Annotated in this window: 22 protein-coding genes and 1 pseudogene; 22 read left to right on the top strand and 1 reads right to left on the bottom strand. The window is 71.6% G+C overall.

The window, feature by feature from the left end; all coding sequences use genetic code 11:
- The first annotated feature begins 4 nt into the window (after positions 1-4).
- The 7 genes from coaBC to VFX14_23900 are packed head-to-tail and all read left to right on the top strand — an operon-like array spanning position 5 to position 7,720.
- The gene (coaBC, locus tag VFX14_23930) at positions 5-1,240 is read left to right on the top strand and encodes a bifunctional phosphopantothenoylcysteine decarboxylase/phosphopantothenate--cysteine ligase CoaBC (protein ID HEU5192742.1); all 1,236 of its coding nucleotides are present in this window, start codon (positions 5-7) and stop codon (positions 1,238-1,240) included.
- Between the two features lie 19 nt (positions 1,241-1,259).
- Complete coding sequence (locus tag VFX14_23925) at positions 1,260-1,973, top strand: uracil-DNA glycosylase (GenBank protein HEU5192741.1); 714 nt, start codon at positions 1,260-1,262, stop codon at positions 1,971-1,973.
- Between the two features lie 13 nt (positions 1,974-1,986).
- Positions 1,987-3,777 (top strand): hypothetical protein, encoded by a 1,791-nt coding sequence (locus tag VFX14_23920; GenBank protein ID HEU5192740.1) that lies wholly within the window; start codon positions 1,987-1,989, stop codon positions 3,775-3,777.
- 20 nt (positions 3,778-3,797) lie between these two features.
- Positions 3,798-4,319: a peptide deformylase gene (gene def, locus VFX14_23915; protein HEU5192739.1), complete on the top strand. Its 522-nt coding sequence runs from the start codon at positions 3,798-3,800 to the stop codon at positions 4,317-4,319.
- Between the two features lie 13 nt (positions 4,320-4,332).
- Positions 4,333-5,265 (top strand): methionyl-tRNA formyltransferase, encoded by a 933-nt coding sequence (fmt, locus tag VFX14_23910; protein ID HEU5192738.1) that lies wholly within the window; start codon positions 4,333-4,335, stop codon positions 5,263-5,265.
- Positions 5,262-6,620: a 16S rRNA (cytosine(967)-C(5))-methyltransferase RsmB gene (gene rsmB / locus VFX14_23905; protein HEU5192737.1), complete on the top strand. Its 1,359-nt coding sequence runs from the start codon at positions 5,262-5,264 to the stop codon at positions 6,618-6,620. The genes fmt and rsmB overlap by 4 nt, the downstream gene beginning before the upstream one ends.
- Complete coding sequence (locus VFX14_23900) at positions 6,617-7,720, top strand: sterol desaturase family protein (GenBank protein ID HEU5192736.1); 1,104 nt, start codon at positions 6,617-6,619, stop codon at positions 7,718-7,720. The genes rsmB and VFX14_23900 overlap by 4 nt, the downstream gene beginning before the upstream one ends.
- Here VFX14_23900 and VFX14_23895 read toward each other — a convergent pair.
- Positions 7,689-8,420, bottom strand: a complete 732-nt coding sequence (locus tag VFX14_23895) for a fatty acid desaturase CarF family protein (GenBank protein HEU5192735.1) — start codon at positions 8,418-8,420, stop codon at positions 7,689-7,691. The genes VFX14_23900 and VFX14_23895 overlap by 32 nt on opposite strands.
- A 286-nt stretch (positions 8,421-8,706) precedes the next feature.
- Here VFX14_23895 and VFX14_23890 point away from each other — a divergent pair, with 286 nt between their 5' ends.
- The 15 genes and pseudogenes from VFX14_23890 to VFX14_23820 form a co-directional block, all read left to right on the top strand.
- Positions 8,707-9,549 (top strand): hypothetical protein, encoded by an 843-nt coding sequence (locus VFX14_23890; GenBank protein HEU5192734.1) that lies wholly within the window; start codon positions 8,707-8,709, stop codon positions 9,547-9,549.
- Complete coding sequence (locus tag VFX14_23885; protein HEU5192733.1) at positions 9,546-10,028, top strand: phosphate-starvation-inducible PsiE family protein; 483 nt, start codon at positions 9,546-9,548, stop codon at positions 10,026-10,028. The genes VFX14_23890 and VFX14_23885 overlap by 4 nt, the downstream gene beginning before the upstream one ends.
- 69 nt (positions 10,029-10,097) lie before the next feature.
- Complete coding sequence (gene rpe / locus VFX14_23880; protein ID HEU5192732.1) at positions 10,098-10,754, top strand: ribulose-phosphate 3-epimerase; 657 nt, start codon at positions 10,098-10,100, stop codon at positions 10,752-10,754.
- A 43-nt stretch (positions 10,755-10,797) separates the two neighbouring features.
- Positions 10,798-12,138 carry a signal recognition particle protein gene (ffh, locus tag VFX14_23875; protein ID HEU5192731.1) on the top strand — a complete coding sequence of 447 codons (1,341 nt, stop codon included), beginning with the start codon at positions 10,798-10,800 and terminating at the stop codon, positions 12,136-12,138.
- Between the two features lie 24 nt (positions 12,139-12,162).
- Positions 12,163-12,411, top strand: a complete 249-nt coding sequence (gene rpsP / locus VFX14_23870; protein HEU5192730.1) for a 30S ribosomal protein S16 — start codon at positions 12,163-12,165, stop codon at positions 12,409-12,411.
- A 4-nt stretch (positions 12,412-12,415) separates the two neighbouring features.
- Complete coding sequence (rimM, locus tag VFX14_23865) at positions 12,416-12,943, top strand: ribosome maturation factor RimM (GenBank protein HEU5192729.1); 528 nt, start codon at positions 12,416-12,418, stop codon at positions 12,941-12,943.
- Entirely contained in the window at positions 12,940-13,683 is a 744-nt protein-coding gene (trmD, locus tag VFX14_23860) for a tRNA (guanosine(37)-N1)-methyltransferase TrmD (protein HEU5192728.1), read from the top strand. The genes rimM and trmD overlap by 4 nt, the downstream gene beginning before the upstream one ends.
- A 24-nt stretch (positions 13,684-13,707) precedes the next feature.
- On the top strand, positions 13,708-14,085 hold the full coding sequence (rplS, locus tag VFX14_23855) for a 50S ribosomal protein L19 (protein HEU5192727.1): 378 nt from the start codon (positions 13,708-13,710) through the stop codon (positions 14,083-14,085).
- A gap of 20 nt (positions 14,086-14,105) precedes the next feature.
- Positions 14,106-14,723 (top strand): annotated as a pseudogene (locus VFX14_23850) (ribonuclease HII).
- 38 nt (positions 14,724-14,761) lie between these two features.
- Positions 14,762-15,142, top strand: coding sequence for a YraN family protein (locus tag VFX14_23845; GenBank protein ID HEU5192726.1), 381 nt, complete (start codon positions 14,762-14,764; stop codon positions 15,140-15,142).
- The gene (locus VFX14_23840; protein ID HEU5192725.1) at positions 15,139-15,792 is read left to right on the top strand and encodes an isochorismatase family cysteine hydrolase; all 654 of its coding nucleotides are present in this window, start codon (positions 15,139-15,141) and stop codon (positions 15,790-15,792) included. The genes VFX14_23845 and VFX14_23840 overlap by 4 nt, the downstream gene beginning before the upstream one ends.
- Positions 15,793-15,809: 17 nt before the next feature.
- Positions 15,810-16,754, top strand: coding sequence for a dihydrodipicolinate synthase family protein (locus VFX14_23835; GenBank protein HEU5192724.1), 945 nt, complete (start codon positions 15,810-15,812; stop codon positions 16,752-16,754).
- Complete coding sequence (locus tag VFX14_23830) at positions 16,751-17,320, top strand: DinB family protein (protein HEU5192723.1); 570 nt, start codon at positions 16,751-16,753, stop codon at positions 17,318-17,320. The genes VFX14_23835 and VFX14_23830 overlap by 4 nt, the downstream gene beginning before the upstream one ends.
- 417 nt (positions 17,321-17,737) lie before the next feature.
- Positions 17,738-19,051 (top strand): aminotransferase class III-fold pyridoxal phosphate-dependent enzyme, encoded by a 1,314-nt coding sequence (locus tag VFX14_23825; protein HEU5192722.1) that lies wholly within the window; start codon positions 17,738-17,740, stop codon positions 19,049-19,051.
- 61 nt (positions 19,052-19,112) lie between these two features.
- Positions 19,113-19,342, top strand: a 230-nt coding sequence (locus tag VFX14_23820; protein ID HEU5192721.1) for a twin-arginine translocation signal domain-containing protein, incomplete at its 3' end; no start/stop codon positions are given.

The raw sequence follows: 19,342 nt of genomic DNA, 5'->3' as shown, positions 1-19,342 counted from the left end.
ACTCGTGGCGCTCCGCGGCAAGGAGCTGATCCTCGGCGTCACCGGCAGTATCGCCGCATTCAAGGCGGTGTACCTGCTGCGCGAGCTCACCCGGCTCGGCGCGGCGGTCACGGTGGTGCGCACGGCGCACGCGGAGCGCTTCGTGGGCGATCTCACCTGGCGCACGCTGTCGGGGCGCCCGGTCCTCTCCGATCTCTTCGATCCCCAGAGCGGCGCGGCGGTCGAGCACGTCGCCATCGCCGAGCGCGCGGACGCCGTGGTGGTGGCGCCCGCCACCGCCAACGTCCTCGCCAAGGCCGCCCACGGCCTCGCCGATGACTTCCTCACCACGGTCCTCCTCGCCGCGCGGGGACCGGTGCTGATGGTGCCCGCGATGGACGGCGGCATGTGGGATCACGCGGCGGTGACGGCGAACGTGGCGACCTTACGTGAGAGGGGCATCGTTGTTTTGGAGCCCGACGCCGGGGTCCTCGCCTCCGGGCTCAGCGGCAAGGGACGGCTCCCCGAGGTGGACGCCATCGTCGAGGCTCTCGAACGGCTCCTCTCCCCGACTCGCGACCTGGCCGGTGAGCGCGTGCTCGTCACCTCCGGCCCCACGCGCGAGCCCATCGATCCCGTGCGCTATCTCTCGAATCGCTCCTCGGGGAAGATGGGCCACGCCATCGCCACCGCCGCCCTCCGCCGCGGCGCCCAGGTGATCCTCATCGCGGGGCCCACCGCGCTGGAGCCGCCGCCCGGCGCCGCCTACGTGCCCGTGCAGACGGCCGAGGAGATGCGCGAGGCCGCGCTCCACCATCTGCCCCGCGCGAGCGTGGTGATCAAGGCGGCCGCGGTGGCCGACTACCGTGTCGAGCACCCCGCGGGGCAGAAGATCAAGTCGAAGAAGGACGAGGGGCTCACGCTCACCTTGGTGCCGAGCCCCGACATCCTGCGCGAGCTGGCCTCGCGCAAGGGCCGCGCCTTCCTCGTGGGCTTTGCCGCCGAGACCAACGACGTGCGGCACAACGCCCGCGCCAAGCTCTCCGCCAAGGGCATCGACCTGCTCGTGGCCAACGACGTGAGCCGCAGCGGCATCGGCTTCGAGGCCGACGACAACCAGGTGGTGCTGCTCGATCGCTGGGGTGGCGAGGTCGAGCTGCCCAAGATGAGCAAGGTGGCCGTCGCCGACGCGATCCTCGACCGCGTGCTCGCGCTTCGGACGGCCGCGACCGCGGCCCCCCAGCCCAGCCCTCTCCCCTGAGGGGAGAAGGAAACCCGGCATGAGCGAGCTCGCCGATGCGCTGCGCGACGTCGCCCAGACGCTGCGGCATCACCGTGATCTCGGCATGACCGAGATCACGCGGGCCGTCAGCGCGACGCCCCCGCCGCCGGCGGTAGATCCTGCGAGCGCGCTGGCCGCGCAGGAGGCGGCACTCCAGGGCTGCACCCTCTGCAAGCTCTGCCACAGCCGCACCACCATCGCGTTCGGCTCCGGCAGCCCCCGGGCGCGGCTCATGGTCGTCGGCGAGGGCCCCGGCGAGGAAGAAGACAAGCAGGGCAAGCCCTTCGTGGGCCGCGCCGGCCAGCTCCTCACCAAGATGCTGGAGTCGGTGGGCTTCGACCGCGAGCGCGACGCCTACATCGCCAACGTCGTGAAGTGCCGTCCCGAGCGGAACCGCAACCCCGAGCCCGACGAGGTCGCGGCCTGCAACCCGTTCCTGATGGCGCAGCTCGACACGGTACGGCCCGCGGTGATCCTCGCCCTGGGCAACTTCGCCGTGCAGACCCTGCTCGGCACGCGCGAGGGCATCACCAAGCTGCGCGGGCGCCTCTACGAGTACCGCGACAGCGTGCTCGTGCCGACCTTCCATCCCGCGTTCCTTCTGAGGAATCCGGGCCCCGAGTATCGCCGCATGGCGTGGGACGATCTCAAGCTCGCGCGACGGGAGTTCGATCGGCTGAGCGCCGCCCCGCCTCCGAACTCCCTCCCCTGACGGGGAAGGGCGCGTGACGGACGGGATCGCCGAGATCGTCTTCGACCTTCCGCTTCGCCGTCCCCTTTCCTACGCGATTCCGCCGGGGCTTCGGCTGGCCCGCGGACAGCGCGTCCTCGCCCCGCTGCAGGGACGGCCGCGCGTCGGCCTCGTCGTGGCGCTTCGCGAGGGCGACACCGGAGGCCTCGCGAAGGTGCAGGCGCCGCTCGAGCCGGTGGCGGCGCTCTCCGCGGCCATGCTCGACCTGGGTCTCTGGGCCGCGGCGGAAAGCCTTTCCTCGCCCGGATCGACGCTGGCCGCGCTCGTGCCGCCGCCGCCCCGTCGCGGCGCCGCGGAATCGCTCGCGCCGCCGCCCGAGCCCGCGCCGGGCGCCGGACCGCCGCCCGCGCTCTGGATGGACCCCGAGCGCCACGCGCGGCTGGCGGAGGAGATCGGCCGGGCCCCCGGCCCGGTGCTCGTCGTCGCGCCCGACATCGAGTCCGCGGCGCGCTGGGCCGAGCAGCTCGGCGGGGCGCGCCTCGACAGCGGCGCCGCCGAGACGGTGCGGCGGGCGGCGTGGTTCGGCGCGATGCGCGCGCGCCCCCGCGTCGTCGTGGGCACACGCTCGGCGCTGCTCCTCCCGCTCCCCGCGCCCGCGACCCTGGCGCTGCTCGACGAGCAAGACCCCGCGCATCGCCCGCCCGGCGCCCCGCGCCTGCACTCGCGCGAGCTACTGCTGGAGCGCGCGCGCCGCGAGGGCAGCCAGCTGCTGCTCCTCGCCGGCGCGCCTTCCGCGGAGATGTGGCACGCCGCCGATCAGAAGCGCGTGGCCCGCCGCGAGCCTGCGTCCGAGAGGCCGGCCGCCGAATTCATCACGGCGGACACCAAGGGCATCCTCCGCAATCATCCGCTCACGCTGCCCCTCACTCGCGCGCTCGAGGACGCCTCGCGGCGGGGCGGGCGCGTGGCGCTGATCGTCTCGCACGACGCCGCGGCGCTCGGTTGCGACGAGTGCGGCGAGGTGCTGCGCTGCCCCGACTGCGGCGTGGGGCTCGGCTTCTCACGGATGAGCGTCACGCTCGAGTGCCGGCTCTGCGGGCGCGTGAGCCCACTGCCCGGCGCCTGTCCGCGCTGCGGCGGCCACCGCCTCTCGCCGTTCGGCTGGAGCCCCGAGCGCGTGATGACGGCGCTGCGCAAGCGCTTCCCGCGTCTCGGGGCGGCGCGGCCGGGCGGCCGCGGTCGGGACGCAGCGCGCGCCGCGGAGGCTCAGGTGCTGGTGGGCGGCCCCGGCGTCCTGCGAGGGCTCGAGCCGGCCACGCTCGCCGCCGTAGGCTTCATCGCCTTCGACGGCCTCTTGCGCGTGCCCGATTTCCGAGCGGGCGAGCGCGCCTTCCAGGCGCTGTGGGCGGCGATGGAAGCGGTGAGCGCGGCCGGCCGGGTGGTCGTCCAGACGCTGCACCCGGAACACTACGTCGTCGAGGCGGCCCGCCGCCGCCGCCGCGAAGCCTTCTACGAGCCCGAGCTGCGCTTCCGCGGCGAGCTGGGCTACCCGCCGTTTCGCCGGCTCTGCCTCATCGGCGTGCAGGGCAAAAGCGCCGAGGACGCCCGCGGCCTGCTGGAGGAGTGCGCGGCGGCGCTGCGCGGCATCCCTGGCCTCACCGTGTACCCGCCGGCGCCGCGCGGCACTGCGCTCGGCCGTCGCCCCTGGTGGCGCATGCTCGTGAAAGGTCCTGACCATCTCCCGCACCTGCTGGAAGAGCCCCTGCGTCCCTTTCTCGAGCGCCGACGCAGGGCCGCGGGCATCTTAGAGATAGATACGATCTAAAAGCTCGCTACAATACGGTCATGGCCGTTCTTTCCGTTCGACGCTACGGTGACCCGATCCTCCGGCAGAAAGCCAACCCGGTGGCGGAGGTCACGCCCGAGGTCCAGCGCATCATCGCAGACATGGTCGAAACCATGTATCACCAGGTCGGCATCGGCCTGGCCGCGCCGCAGGTCGGGGTCTCCATGCGCCTCATCCTGGTCGACGACGGCAGCCGAGGGCCGCGCGCCTTGATCAATCCCACGATCGTCGAGCGCGGCGGGTCGGTCCGGGGCGAGGAAGGGTGCCTGTCCATCCCGGGCATCTTCGGCGAGGTGGAGCGCAGCGAGTGGGTGCGCGTGGAGGCGAAGGACGCCGAGGGCCACCCCCTCGCCTTCGAGACGCGCGGCCTCCAGGCCCGGGTGATCCAGCACGAGATGGATCATCTCGACGGCGTCCTCTTCATCGATCGGCTGCCTCCGGTGACGCGCGACCGGATCAAGAAGAAGATCCAGAAGGAAGGGCTTCCCGCGGAGGCGCCGCACCACGCCTTCGCGCTCTGAAGGCGGGAGTCGGTTGCGGGTCCTCTTCTACGGGACGCCGGCCTTCGCCCTGCCGACCCTCGAGGCGCTGCTGGGCGCCCACGAGGTCGTCGCCATCATCACCCAGCCCGACAAGCCGGCCCACCGCGGCCAGCGCCTCACGCCGCCCCCGGTGAAGGAACGCGCGCTCGCCGCCGGCGTCCCCGTGCTGCAGCCGCCGCGCCTGCGCGATCCCGGCTGGCCCGAGCGCCTCGCCGAGCATCGCGCCGACGTGGCGGTGGTCGTCGCCTTCGGCCAGATCCTGCCCAAGGCCGTGCTCGACGTGCCCGCACGCGGCTCCATCAACGTGCACGCCTCGATCCTCCCCCGCTATCGCGGCGCCGCGCCCATCGCCTGGGCCATCATCCGCGGCGAGCGCGAGACCGGCATCACGACGTTCCAGATGGATCCCGGGATGGACACCGGCGCGATGCTGCTGCGCGAGGCCACGCCGATCGGGTCCGACGAGACGGCGGGTGAGCTGGCGGCGCGCCTGGCGCCCCTCGGCGCCGCGGTGCTCCTGCGCACGCTGGCCGGCCTCGACGCGATCACGCCGACGCCCCAGGACCACGCGCAGGCGACGCTCGCCCCGCGCCTCAAGAAGGAAGATGGCCGGCTCCGCCTGCTGGAGCCGGCCCGCGCCCTTGCCGCGCGGGTGCGCGGGTGCAATCCCTGGCCCGGCGCCGCGCTGGCGACGCCCGGCGGGCGGCTCATGATCTGGCGCGCGGCCGCGGTGCCGCATCCGGCGACGGAGGCCCCCGGCACGCTGGTGACCACCGGACCCGGCTCCACCGCCATCGTCACCGGTGACGGCTTGCTGCTCCCGGTCGAGGTGCAGCCGGAGAACCGCAAGGCGATGGCGTGGGAAGACTTCCTCCGGGGCGCCCGGCTCCGCCCAGGCGACCGCGTCCGCGAGGTGGCGGCGTGAGCCCCGTGCTGCGCGCCGGGCCGGTCGCCCAGGCGCGCTTCGAAGCCCTCCGTATTCTCGTGCGCGTGGAGAGCGACCGGGCCTTCGCCGACATCACGCTCGAGCACGCCCTGGACCGGGCCGCCCTCGAGCCTCGCGACGCCGCCCTCTGCACCGAGATCGTGTATGGCACGCTTCGCTGGCAGCGCCACCTGGACTGGCGGCTCGCCGCGCATCTCCACCGCCCGCTCGACCGCCTGGACCCGTGGGTTCGCGCCTTGCTCCGGCTGACCGCGTATCAGATCCTGTTCCTCGACCGCGTGCCGCGCTGGGCCGCGGTGGACGAGGCGGTGAGCCTCGCCAAGCTCAAGTCGCGCGTCCCCGGGCCGGCGGAGTTCGTCAACGCGGTCCTGCGCGCCCTCACCCGCGCCACCGGCGCGCCGCCCCTTCCCGCGGACGCAGTGGCGGCGGCGGGCGTGCGCTGGTCCTATCCCGACTGGATCGCCGCGCGCTGGATCGCGCGCTACGGCCACGCGGAGGCCGAGGCGCTGATGGCGGCCGGCAACGAGCGGCCGCCGATCGCGCTGCGAGCCAACCGGCTGCGCATCGACCGCGAGGGCCTGGCCCGGCGGCTGCGTGACGAGGACCTCGCGGAGACGCGCCCCACCGCCTTGGCACCCGAAGGCCTCGTGCTCGAGAAGGGAGCCCCCGCCCGCCTCGTCCCGTTCGCGGAGGGCTGGTGCACCGTGCAGGACGAGGCCTCCATGCTGATCGCGCGCCTGCTCGAGCCCCGCGCGGGTGAGACGGTGGCGGACGTCTGCGCCGCGCCGGGCACCAAGGCGACCCACCTCGCCGAGCTGATGGACAACCGTGGCCGCATCGTGGCCTTCGACCCACAGGCGGCGCGGCTGGCCCTGCTCGATCGGGGCGCGGCGCGCCTCGGCCTCACGATCATCCAGACCCACGTGGGCGGCGCCGCCGCGCTGGCGCCGCGATGGACCGGGCGCTGCGATCGCGTGCTGGTGGACGCGCCCTGCTCGAACCTCGGCGTGCTGCGGCGCAATCCCGAGGTGAAGTGGCGCCGCACCGAGGACGACCTGCGACGCCTCCAGCAGAAGCAGCGGACCATTCTCGCGGCCGCCGCATCGATGACCAAGCCCGGCGGCCGCCTCGTCTACGCGACGTGCTCACTCGAGCCCGACGAGAACGAAGACGTAGTCTTCCCGTTCCTCGAGGCCCATCAGGACTGGGTCGTGGAGACGCCCCACGAGTTTCCCGTCCGGCCGGACGCGCGCGGCATCGTGCGGCTCTTCCCTCACCGGCACGGCACCGACGCCTTCACCGCGATCCGACTGCGCCGCGGAGCGCGTGCGTGAGCGGGCGCGTGCGCTGGCTCGGGCTCACCGGCTTCGCGCTCGGCGTCACCTCGGTGCTGCTGGGCGCGGCGGGCGTCGGCGCGGTGCTCTGTCTCTGGTACCCCTCGCTCCTCACCACGCCTGCCCTCCGCGACGTTTACGACATGCGGCTGATTCGCTGGATCATCAAGGCCGGGCTCATCGCCGGCTTCCTCTGCGGGGTGGCGAGCCTCCTCATCAAGCGCCGCAAGGCAATGGGCCTCACAGGGGCCGGGCTGACGACGCTGGCCACGCTGATGGGCGGCTCCCGGGTAGAGGTCAGCACGCCGGTGCGGCCATCGGATCACCTGGGGCTCGACTGGTTCCTCATCAACCTGCTCATCCTGGCCACGCTGTTCGTGCCCATCGAGGCGCTGTTCGCGCGACTGCCGGAGCAGCGGGTGTTCCGCAAGGGATGGACGACGGATCTGGCCCACTTCGCGGTGAGCCACCTGCTCGTGCAGGCCACCGTGCTCCTCACCCTCGTACCCGCGGCCATCTTCTTCCGCTGGGCGGTGAGCCCTGCGCTGCAGCACGCGGTGGCCGCGCAGCCCGCGTGGCTGCAGTTCATGCAGATCCTGGTCATCGCCGACTTGACTCAGTACACGACCCACCGCATGTTTCACGCGGTGCCGTGGCTCTGGCGCTTCCACCAGGTGCATCACTCGAGCGTGTGCCTGGACTGGCTGGCCGCCTCGCGGCTGCACCTCGCCGACATCGTGGTGACGCGCGCGGTGGGGTTCGTGCCCGTCTACGTGCTCGGCTTCGCCACGGCGCCAACCTACGCCTACCTGCTGTTCGTGTCGTTCCAGGCCATCTGGATCCACGCCAACGTGCGCTTTCTCTTCGGGCCGCTGCGCTATCTTCTCGCCACGCCGCAGTATCACCACTGGCATCACGCGGCGGAGTCGGCTGCGGTGGACAAGAACTTCGCTGTCCACCTGCCCATGATCGACTGGGTGTTCGGGACCTACTACCTGCCGGGCGACGGCTGGCCCGTCCGCTACGGCCTCGAGGGCGATCCCGTCCCCGAGGGCTACGCGCGTCAGCTCATCTATCCGTTCTCGCGGAGCGGGTCCTAGGCGCGGTGTCGGACATGGGCAAACCCAGCGCGACGAGCGCGCGCTCCACGGCGGGGAAGAAGCCGATGCGGTCGAGGAAGGGGTTCAGCCATCCCGTCGCGACGCAGTAGGCCTCGGCCTGGGTGCGGTGATGCGCGGCATGGCGTAGCGGCCTGAGGATCAGCCCCGTCCGCTGCATCGCCGCCACATAGCCCGGCACCGCGGGCATATGCGCCCACTTGTGCAGCTGATTGGTCGCCACCGCCACCACGGTGAAGACGAGCAGCGCCGCGTAGGCGCCCAGCCAGAGCGGGCGCGTGGGTGCCGGCAGCAGCGCCACGACGCCCAGCCCCGGCGCCAGAGCGAGGCAGCTGTTCCCCGCGATCTCCGCGAAGTCGTGGCGCGTCATGGCGAGCGGATCACGATGATGCTCCCGGAAGGGATGGATCAAGACGCGGCCGATCACCGGGGAATGCTCCTCGAAGAAGGTGTCGCAGAACCAGTGGACCACGCCCGACATCAGGTCGCCGGCGAGATAGCCCACGGCCGCCCCCACCCCCGTCGCCCACCAGAGGGACGCCCCCAGGCCATCGCTTCGCACGAGCCGCGCGGCGAGGAATAGCCAGAGGGCGGAGGCGACCACGATGGCCACCCATTCCATCAGGGACTGCCAGCCCAGACGCTCAGGATGCGCGGAATCGCCGGGCGAGTGAGCGGGCATCCGCTCAAGTCTATCCGAAAGGTGCGCGACAGCGGAATGGATTACCCGGTCGTTTCCGATGAGCCGACGCGCCGCTCCGAGGAAGGCCGCGCGGGCCCCGCGAAAAATCGAGCCCGCGAGGCCGCGCGGCATTTGGCATCACTGATGCTCGTGGGATGCGTGGAGGTGCCGTGATGAACAATGCGAACGTGCACTACGTGTTAAGCGGGTGGTGAATTATCCCGACGGCCGTTACAGCTCTACGGCGATGGCAAGGCAGTGCCCTACGATTGGGTCTGGATCCCGAGTGGAACGACTCCACCGATTCCTCCGGCGCCGCCTCGCCCGCCCTAGCGCCGGCACGGCCGCCCTGCTCGGGCTGGTCTTCCTCCTCGGAGCGGGCTCGGCGGCGCGCGCAGAGCCGGTGACGGTGCGCTTCATCGAGGGTGTGACGCGGGGCTTTCTCACCGTGCACGCACTCGACGGCAAGAGCCTCGGCCAGGGCGACATCACCCAGCTCGCGCGGAACGGTCGCGTCGACAGCCGGATGGTGTTGCGCTTCCATGACGGCTCCGTGCACGACGAGACCGTCGTGTTCACCCAGAACAAGAGCTTCGCCCTCGTGAGCTACAAGCTCGTCCAGAAGGGCCCCTCGTTCCCGGAAGAGATGCAGGTGTCGCTGACCAAGGACACCGGCGAGTACGTCGTCGAGTCGCGGAAGGGCGACAAGGCGCAGACCTATCGCGGCACGATCGAGCTGCCGCCGGACACGTACAACGGCCTCCTCCTGACCCTGGTGCGGAACCTACCCGAGGGGCAGCCCGCCTCCGTGCACCTGGTCGCCTTCACGCCCAAGCCGCGCGTGATCGCCCTCGACATCGTGCCGGCCGGCGAGGACCCGGGCAAGATCGCCGGGGAGACGCGACCCACGCGGCGCTATCGCATGTCGCCGAAGCTCGGATTCGTCCTGGGCACGGCGGCCAAGCTCCTCGGCAAGACGCCGCCCGATCAGTTCTGCTGGGTGCTCGACGATCCCGTGCCCGCCTTCGTGGCCTGCGAGGCCCCGCTGGCCACCGGCGGCCCGTTCTGGCGAATCGGCGTGGTGAGCCCCGTGCGCCGGGTCGGGTCCGAGGCGGCTTCGACACGATGAGGGCGGGAAGCCGGAGCAACTTCCGCGAGACCATCGCGCGCATCTTCTCCACGGTCGAGGACGGCGTCTACGTGGTGCTGGGCCTCCTGCTCGCGGCCGGCCTCGCCGCGCTGCTCGTCGATGCCGCCCTCGCCTTCTGGCGCACGTTCGCGGGCGGCCTCTCGAGCATGAACATCATCCCGTTTCTGGACCGGACGCTGCTCGTCCTGATGGTGGTCGAGATCCTCTACACCGTGCAGGTGTCGTTCCGGGAGCATCTGCTCGTGCCGGAGCCCTTCCTGCTCGTGGCGCTCATCGCCTCGGTCCGGCGCATCATCGTGCTCACCGCCGAGCTGGGCGAGCTCGCCCGGACGGGCGGCGAGGCGTTCCGGGCCGGGATGATAGAGACCGCGCTGGTCGCCGCGGTGGTCGTGGCGCTCGCGGCGGCACTGGTCGTGCTGCGGAAACGCCATCCCCAAGCGGTGGCCGAGCGGGCTTGACTGGTCCCGCGTAACGCGGCCGGCGTCAGGGTTTGCGTCGCCGGGAGGGCGTCGAGTAAGGTGGGGGCCGTGGCCCGGATCGCGCCGAGCATTCTCTCCGCCGATTTCGCCGCGCTCGGCGACGCGATCGCGCGCGTGGAGGCGGGCGGCGCCGATCTCCTCCACGTGGACGTGATGGACGGGCACTTCGTCCCCAACCTCACGCTGGGGCCTCCCATCATCGAGTCGATCCGGAAACGCACGCGCCTGCCCCTGGACGTGCACCTGATGATCGAGGAGCCGGAGCGATGGGTGGAAACTTATGTCCGGGCCGGGGCCGACCTGGTCACAGTGCACGTCGAGGCCGCTACCCACCTCCAGCGCTGCCTGGCGCAGGTGCGGGAGGCCGGGGCCCGGGCGGGGGTGGCTCTGAACCCGGGCACCCCGGCCAGCACCCTCCAGTGCGTCCTGGATGACCTCGACCTGGTCCTGGTGATGTCGGTGAACCCCGGCTTCGGCGGCCAGTCCTTCATCCCAAGCGCTTACGGAAAGATCCGAGAGATCAGAGGGTTGGTGGGGAACCGGCCAGTCGAGGTCTCGGTGGATGGGGGGGTCAAACGGGACAACGCGGGGGCCCTGGCCAGGGCGGGGGCTTCCGTCCTCGTGGCCGGCTCCGCGATCTTCGGGAGCCCTGACCCGGCCCAGGAAGTCCGCGCCCTCCGGAGTGCGTCGGAAGTACCGAAATAGGCTTGACTTTTCGCTTTTTCGCCCTTAGCCTTAGGGGTCCTCCATGTTTGACAATCTCTCGAATCGTCTCAATGCGATCTTCGACCGGCTTCGCGGGTACGGCCGGCTGACGGAGGAAAACGTCCAGGAAGCGCTGCGCGAGGTGCGCGTGGCCCTCCTGGAAGCCGACGTCAACTTCAAGGTCGTCAAGGGATTCGTCGAGCGCGTCCGCGTGAAGGCCATCGGGCAGGACGTGCTGAAGTCGCTCACGCCCGGCCAGCACGTCGTCAAGGTGGTGCGGGATGAGCTGGTCGAACTGCTCGGCGGCTCCGCCCATCGCCTCGCGATGGCGCCGCATCCCCCCACCGTCATCATGCTGGTGGGACTCCAGGGCTCGGGTAAGACCACCACCGCTGCCAAGCTTGCCCGCCACTTCCAGAAGAGCGGGCAGCATCCGATGCTGGCCTCGGCGGACGTCTATCGCCCCGCCGCCATCGATCAGCTGAAGACGCTGGGCGCGGGCCTCGGGCTGCCGGTGCTGGGCGATCCCGCGGTCGCGCCCGTCGCGATCTGCCGGCAGGCCCGCGACGAGGCTGCGCAGCGCGGACTCTCGCCGCTGATCCTGGACACCGCGGGTCGCCTGCACATCGACGAGGAGATGCTCGCCGAGCTGAAGGCGATCAAGAGAGAGGTCGGTCCCCACCACGTGCTCCTGGTGGTCGACGCGATGACGGGCCAGGACGCGGTGACGGTCGCCGAGAAGTTCAACGCCGCCGTCGGCGTGGACGCTTTCGTCCTGACCAAGATGGACGGTGACGCGCGCGGGGGGGCGGCGCTGTCCGTGCGGGAAGTCACCGGGCGGCCCATCGCCTTCGTGGGCATGGGCGAGAAGACCGACGCGCTCGAGCCCTTCCACCCCGACCGCCTGGCCGCCCGCATCCTCGGCATGGGCGATGTCCTCTCGCTGGTCGAGAAGGCGCAGTCAGTGGTGGATCAGGATCAGGCCGAGGAGCTCGCGAAGAAGATCCGCTCGGAGCGCTTCTCCCTGGAGGATTTCGCCCAGCAGCTCAAGCAGCTCCGCTCGATGGGCCCGCTCGAGCAGATCATGGACATGGTGCCGTTCTTCAAGGGCTCGGGCATGCCCAAGGAGCTGCGGGGCGAGGAGTCAGAGCTCCAGCGCTACGAGGCGATCATCGCCTCGATGACGCCGGGCGAGCGGCAGGAGCCGTCGATCATCAACGGCAGCCGCCGCATGCGCATCGCGCGCGGCAGCGGCACGCAGGTCGCCGACGTGAACCGACTGCTCAAGCAGCACGCGCAGCTCAAGAAGATGATGAAGGGCCTCAAGCAGATGGAGGGACGGATGGGCAAACTCAAGGGCGGCCTGCCGTTCCTCGGACGCTAACCAGACAGACGACGAGGTGAGCCAGTGGCGGTGCACATCCGACTGAGACGGACGGGGACGACGAAGAAGCCGGCCTACCGCGTGGTGGTGGCCGATTCGCGCGCAGCGCGGGACGGGCGGTTCATCGAGGTGATCGGGCACTACAACCCGCTCAGCGACCCGCCGCTCCTCAAGATCGAGGCCGAGAAGGCCGTCGCGTGGATCAAGAAGGGCGCGCAGCCCTCGAACACGGTCAAGCATCTGCTCGCGCGCGCCGGGGTCGGCAAGGCCTGACGTGATGGACGCCGACCCGCCGCTCATCGCGGTCGGCGAGGTGCTGCGGCCCTACGGGGTGCGCGGCGAGGTGCGGGTGCGGCCGTTGACGGATCGCCCGCGCGAGCGGTTCCGCCGGCTGGAGGCGTGCTTCCTCTGGGAGCCCGCGCGCGGCCGACGGGAAGCGTGCCGCGTGGTCGAGCGACAGTTCGATGGAGACGGAGTGCGGGTGCGGCTGGAGGGCGTGGAGTCGCCCGAGGCGGCGCGCGCGCTCCAGGGGCGGCTGCTGGCGGTGGAGCGGACCGAGGTCCTGCCGCCGCGGCAGGGCGAGTTCTATCCGTGGCAGCTCGAGGGGGCCACGGTCGAGACCTCGGACGGCCGGGCGCTCGGTCGGTTCGTGAGGGTGGAGGATTCGCCCGCCCAGCCCCTCTGGGTGATCGAGCGGGATGGGCGGGAGTGGATGCTCCCGGCGGTGCCCGAGTTCGTGCTGGACGTGAGCGTGGCGGAGCGGCGTATCGTCGCGGATCCGCCGGAGGGGCTGGACACGCTGTGAGGATCGACATCGTCACGCTGTTCCCGGGGATGCTGGAGGCGCCGCTGGGCGAGTCCATCGTCGGGCGCGCGCGCGAGCGCGGCCTGGTGGACGTGCGTCTGGTGAATCTCCGCGACCACGCCAGCGGGCGGCATCTCGTCACCGACGACGCGCCCTTCGGGGGTGGCGGCGGGATGATCCTCAAGCCCGAGCCCCTGGCCGCCGCGCTCGAGGTCGCCCGCCGCGACGGTGCGCACGTCATCCTGCTCGATCCCGCCGGCCGTCGCTTCACCCAGCGCGTCGCGCGCGAGCTCGCGCGGCGGCCCCACGTGCTGCTGGTCTGCGGTCGCTACGAGGGCGTGGACGAGCGCGTGCGCGAGCACCTGGTGGACGAGGAGCTCTCGATCGGCGACTACGTGCTGAGCGGCGGCGAGCCGGCGGCGCTCGTGGTGGTGGATGCGGTCACGCGGCTTCAGGCCGGCGCGCTCGGCGATGCCGCGGCCCCGGAGCACGACTCGTTCTCGCGGGGGCTCCTCGAGCATCCTCAGTACACGCGGCCCGAGCGGTTTCGCGACTGGGCGGTGCCGCCGGTGCTGCTGGGCGGTGATCACGGCAAGGTCGCGCGCTGGCGCCGGGTGATGTCGGTGTGGCGGACATGGCAGCGCCGCCCCGACCTCCTCGAGACGGCCGACCTCTCGCCCGAGGAGCAAAAGTGGGTGGACGGATTCAACCAGGGCCGCAGGCCCTCGGACTACATCTAGCGACGAAGGACGGGGAGACACGTCATGGAAGCGATCCGGATCGTGGATGCGGCGGCGCTCAAGAAGGACCGGACGGGGTTCGGGCCGGGCGACACCGTGCGGGTGCAGGTGAAGGTCGTCGAGGGCGAGAAGGAGCGGCTCCAGGCCTTCGAGGGCGTGGTGATCCGCCGGCGGGGTGGCGGGGCGAGCGCGTCCTTCACCGTGCGCCGCATCTCGTACGGCGTCGGGGTGGAGCGGACTTTCCCCCTGCACTCCCCGCGCATCGACCGGGTCCAGGTGACCAAGCGGGCGGCGGTGCGGCGCTCGAAGCTCTACTACCTGCGCGACCTTGCGGGGAAGGCGGCGCGGCTCAAAGAGAAGCGCATCGCGCAAGTGCCCAGCTCGGGCGAGCAGCAGGCGTAAGGCGGACGGAGCGCGCCACGGGCGCCCCGTATCGGTTCGAAGGAGTCGCCTGGCGGGCCGGCCTCGGCCGGGTCGCCGGCGTGGACGAGGCGGGAAGGGCGCCCCTCGCGGGACCCGTGGTGGCGGCGGCGGTGATCCTGGCGCAGGGCGCAAGGATCGATGGGCTGGACGACTCGAAGCGGCTCCTTCGCGAGGAGCGGGAGCGGCTCTTCGGGCTCATCCAGACGCGTGCGATCGCGTACGCAGTGGGGATCGTGGACGCGGGAACGATCGACCGGGTGAACATCCTGGAGGCGACACGGCTGGCGATGCGAGCGGCCCTGGACGGACTCAGCGCGGTACCCGAGCTCGTGCTCACGGACTTCGTGAGCCTCCGGGGCCTGCCCTGCCCGCAGCGCAACCTCGTCCGCGGGGATCAGCGCTCCGCCACGATCGCGGCGGCGTCCATCGTGGCCAAAGTGACGCGCGATCGCCTGATGGACGAAATGGACCCGGTCTATCCCCAGTACGGGTTCGGCCGCCACAAGGGCTACCCGACCGAGGAGCACCGCTCCGCGCTCAAAAAGTTCGGCCCCTGTCCCCTGCACCGGCGCACGTTCCAGGGCGTCGCGTGGCAGGCGGAGCTGTTCGAATGCTGAAGCGGTTCATCGATCCTGCGCCGGTCAAGGAGTGACCCGTGCCCACCGACACACGTAGGACCATTGGAGTGAAGGGAGAGGACGAGGCCGCGCGATTCCTCGCGCGGTGCGGCTACGCCATCCTGGACAAGAATGTCCGCACGCGGGCGGGCGAGATCGATCTCGTCGCCAAGGAAGGCAAGACCCTCGTCTTCGTCGAGGTGAAGACGCGCAAGGACCTGGAGGGCGACCCGCCCCAGGCAGGCGTGCGGACCCGCAAGCAGAACCGGCTAGGGAAGCTCGCCCACGGCTACCTCAAGGCCAAGCGCATGCGGGAGATGCCCTGCCGCTTCGACGTCATCGCCGTGATCGTCAACGACGAGGGCGGCGTCAAGGCCATCCGCCACATCCCGAACGCCTTCTCCGTCGCCCCCTGGTGACCGACCGGCGCGCCGCGTTCGAGCAAGCCCTCGCGCTCGCTCCCGGGCGCACGGCGCTGCTCGTCGTCGACATGCAGCGCGCCTTCCTCGATTCGGGGGAGGCCATGGAGGTGCCGCCGGCGCGCGAGATGGTGCCGCGGCTGCAGGAGCTGGTCGGTCTCTTCCGGGGGCAGGGCCTCCCGGTCGTCTTCACCGAGTTCGTCTATGCGGAACGCGCGCCCCTGCTCGTGGGCGAGCTGCATCCCGAGCATCGCCGGGCCGCCCCGACGGCCCCCCGCGGCCGCGGGCTGCCCTCGTCCTCCTGCCTGGTCGGCGAGGCCAACACCGCCACGGTGTCCGATCTCGAGCCCCGCGCCGACGAGCTTGTGGTGCGCAAGCACTACTACGACGGCTTCCACGGCACGGTGCTGGATGGAGCACTCCGCGCGCGTGGGATCAGCCATGTGGTCGTCACGGGCACGATGACGGACATCTGCGTGCTCGCGACTGTGGTGGGCGGCTTCAACCGCGAGTACCGCATGACGGTGGTGGAGGATGGCGTGGCCACGCTCTGGCCCGAGATCCAGCGGGCCACCCTCGACATCATCGGCCGCGCCTACGCGCGCGTGCTGCCCGCCAAGGCGGTGGCGGACGAGATCGCCAACTGGTAGGACGACGAGGAGCCGCGATGGGACAGGACCTCCGCTTCCAGGGCTGCATGCCGGCCAACCTCCTGCCCTTCACCGTCGACCTCGAGATCGACGAGCCCGCGTATCGGAGCCATCTACGCTGGCTCGCCGATGCGCCCGGCGTGACCGGCATCGTGGCCAACGGCCATGCCGCGGAGGTCTCGTCACTGACGCGCGAGGAGCGCCGGCACGCGCTGACGATCGCCCTCGACGAGGTGGCGGGGAAGGTGCCGGTGGTGGCGGGCGTGTATTCGGACGGCACGCGCGAGGCGATCGAGCTGGCGCGCGACGCTCGGTCGGCCGGCGCGGCGGGGCTGCTCGTGTTCCCGCCCACCCTGTTCATGTGGGGCGCCCAGCTCAAGCCCGACATGGTGCTGCGCCACTTCTCCGAGCTCGCGGACGGCGTGGATCTGCCGCTGATCGTCTTCGAGTATCCTCCCGCCTCGGGCATCGGCTATAGCCCCGAGACCCTGGCCGCCCTTTGCAAGATTCCCACCGTGGCCGCGGTGAAGGACTGGTCGAACGACATCGTGGCCTACGAGAAGAACCTCCGTGCGCTCCGGGCGTCCGGCCGCCCCGTCGCGATGCTCTCGTCGTTCACCATGTCACTGATGGCGAGCTTCGCCCTCGGCGCCGATGGCTGCATCTCGGGCATGGGCAGCGTGGCCGCGGACCTCCAGGCGAGCCTCCACGCCGCGGTGAAGGCGGGCCGCCTCGAGGAGGCGCGCGCGATCAACGAGCGCCTCACCCCGCTCGTGAACGTCTTCTACGCGCCGCCGTTCGTCGACATGCACAACCGGATGAAGGAGGCGCTCGCGCTGCTGGGCCGTATCCCCGCGGCGCACGTGCGCCCGCCCCTGACGCCGGTGTCGGACGACGAGCGCCACCGCATCCGCCTCGCCCTGCGCGAGGCGCGGCTCAGCGCCGCAGGCGCCGAGCGGTGACGCCGGCAGAGCGCCGCGCGGCGATCGCCCGCTACGCGGCGGGGCCGGCGCGGCTCCGCGCCGCGCTACGCCGCGTGCCGCGCCCCGCCCTGCAGTGGCGGCCCGCTCCCGGCGAGTGGTCCGCCCACGAGGTGGTGCTGCACTGCGCGGACAGTGAGAGCAACGCCCATCTGCGACTCCGCTACCTCCTCGCCGAGCGCGACCCACTGATCGTCGGCTACGACCAGGCGGAGTGGGCCCGCGCTCTCAACTACGCCGGGCGGCCGCTGGCCCCGGCCCTCGCGACCGTGATCGCCGTCCGCGCGAATACGGTGCCCCTGCTGCGGACCCTGCCGGAGGAGAGCTGGAGCCGCAGCGGCCGCCACACCGAAATGGGCGCGTACACCGTCGAGGGCTGGCTTGGGCTCTACGCCGAGCACCTCGAGATCCACGCACGGCAGATCGAGGCGAACCTCGCCGCGTGGCGCGCGCAGGGCGGCCCGGCCAAGACGCGACGGAAGGCGGGACGAGCGCGGCGGAAGGCAGGTCGCGCGAAGGGAAGACCGTCGACTAGAAGTCGACGCTGACGAGAACGCCGCCGCCCGGCGCCTCCACCTCGAGCACTCGAGGCGGCGACGCGGAGGCGGGGGTCGGGCCTCGCCGGAGCGGTGGTGGCGGGAGCACGGCCGATGCGCGGCAGGGGGTACCCCTGGCGGGTGCCACGCAAGGGCCTACATCCCCGTCACTACGGGGGGCGTATTGGAAAGTAGCCGGAAACGCCGGACCCGCCGCGCATGCCATGCAGGGGGGTGCGCAGCCGGGGTGATCGTGCTGTAGGCCCATGTTCGAGACGCGCCAGGCTGACGCTCCCCGTCACAAAGCTCTGCCGGGCCGTCAGCCGGGTGGCCTCCACATGCCCGAAAAATGGGAGGTTCTGGAGTCGCCGCCACCCGGACTCCCGGCCTTGCGCCCCGCGCCTCCAATAGGGTATAAGAAGGCGCCCGATGGCTTTCTCGTCAGGCCGAACCCCGGAAGAAGAGGTCCTCCTCGACAGGGCCGCTCGTGTTCTGCCCGGCGGCGTCCTCGGCGGCTACTCGGCTCCCCGTGATCTCTCATTCGTGGTGCGCGAGGGCCGCGGGCCGCGTCTCGTGGACGTGTCCGGCCGCGAGTACGTCGACTACATCCTGGGCTCCGGGCCGCTCGTGCTCGGGCACGCGCACCCCGCCGTCGTCGCGGCGGTGGAGCGGCAGCTCCGCAAGGGCACGACCTACTTCCAGCTGAGCGAGCCGACCCTGGCCCTCGCGGAGGAGATCTGCCGCGCGGTGCCGTGCGCGGAGCAGGTGCGCTTCACGTCGTCGGGCAGCGAGGCCACGTTCTTCGCCCTCCGAGTCGCTCGGGCGTTCCGCGGCCGCGAGAAGATCCTGAAGTTCGAGGGCGGGTTCCACGGCACCCACGACTACTCGCTGATGAGCGTGGGGCCGCACGCGCCCAAGGCCTATCCGGCGCCCACACCCGACTCCGCGGGCATCCCGCACGCCATCCAGGAGCACGTGCTGATCGCCCCGTTCAATGACCTCGCGGAGACGGAAGCCATCCTCGCCGCGCACCACGGTGACCTCGCCGCCGTGATCATGGAGCCGTTCCAGCGGCTGATCCCGCCCGACAAGCAGTTCCTCCGCGGTGTGCGCGAGATCACCCGGCGCTTCGGCGTGCCGCTGATCTTCGACGAGATCGTCACCGGCTTCCGCTTCGCGTACGGCGGCGCGCAGGAGTACTACGGCGTGGTTCCGGACCTCGCCGCTCTCGGCAAGATCGTGGGCGGCGGTTTCGCCCTCGCCGCGGTGGTGGGCCGCGCGGACATCATGCGGCACCTGGCGCCTGAGCTCGAGGGCACTCCGGAGTTCGTCGCGCAGGCGGGCACGCTGAACGGCAACCCCATCGCCGCCTCGGCGGGGCTGGCCACGCTCGCCGAGCTGCGCCGGCCCGGCACCTACGCCCGGCTCTTCCAGACGGGCGCCCGGATCAAAGCCGCGCTGAAGGAGGCCGCGGACGCGGCGGGGGTGCCCGCCCAGGTGGCGGGCGAAGCGCCCGTGTTCGAGATCTACTTCACCGACCGCCCCATCACCGACTACCGCGCCACCCTCACCGCGGACCGCATGCGTCACCGCGCGTTCACGGACGAGCTGATCCGGCGCGGGGTGCTGAAGGCCGCGGGAAAGTTCTACGTCTCCCTGAGCCACGGGGAAGACGAGATTCGCCAGACGACGGACGCGTTCACGGCCGCGCTCCGGAAGGTCGCCGACGATCGGCGGTCGTGAGCAGCCCGATCACTCGCATCTCGCTCCCCCGGAGAGCGGGATCCAACGGGAGGACCTGATCATGGCAGAGCGCTGGCACGACGAGCCCTGGGCGCGGGCGGAGGACTTCTGGTACAGCGGAAAGGTCACACGACGTCACCTGCTCGGCCTCGGCGCGGCCGCCGCCGGCGCGCTCGGCGCGTCGATACTCGTGCCCGCCCCCTGGCGGGCCGCCTTCGGGCAGGCCAAGCCCTTGAAGCTCGGCACGCTGCAGCCCCTGTCCGGCACCGCCGCCGCCGGCGGCAAGACCGC

The organism is Candidatus Methylomirabilota bacterium (assembly GCA_035764725.1).
Taxonomy (GTDB): Bacteria; Methylomirabilota; Methylomirabilia; order Rokubacteriales; family CSP1-6; genus DASRWT01.
This window is presented reverse-complemented; position numbering and strand designations above follow the sequence as displayed.

Coding starts and splice junctions, on each gene's coding strand:
- VFX14_23925 (HEU5192741.1), top strand. CDS start 1,260: ATGAGCGAGCTCGCCGATGCGCTGCGCGACGTCGCCCAGACGCTGCGG.
- def (HEU5192739.1), top strand. CDS start 3,798: ATGGCCGTTCTTTCCGTTCGACGCTACGGTGACCCGATCCTCCGGCAG.
- VFX14_23895 (HEU5192735.1), bottom strand. CDS start 8,420: ATGCCCGCTCACTCGCCCGGCGATTCCGCGCATCCTGAGCGTCTGGGC.
- VFX14_23885 (HEU5192733.1), top strand. CDS start 9,546: ATGAGGGCGGGAAGCCGGAGCAACTTCCGCGAGACCATCGCGCGCATC.
- ffh (HEU5192731.1), top strand. CDS start 10,798: ATGTTTGACAATCTCTCGAATCGTCTCAATGCGATCTTCGACCGGCTT.
- rimM (HEU5192729.1), top strand. CDS start 12,416: ATGGACGCCGACCCGCCGCTCATCGCGGTCGGCGAGGTGCTGCGGCCC.
- rplS (HEU5192727.1), top strand. CDS start 13,708: ATGGAAGCGATCCGGATCGTGGATGCGGCGGCGCTCAAGAAGGACCGG.
- VFX14_23835 (HEU5192724.1), top strand. CDS start 15,810: ATGGGACAGGACCTCCGCTTCCAGGGCTGCATGCCGGCCAACCTCCTG.
- VFX14_23825 (HEU5192722.1), top strand. CDS start 17,738: ATGGCTTTCTCGTCAGGCCGAACCCCGGAAGAAGAGGTCCTCCTCGAC.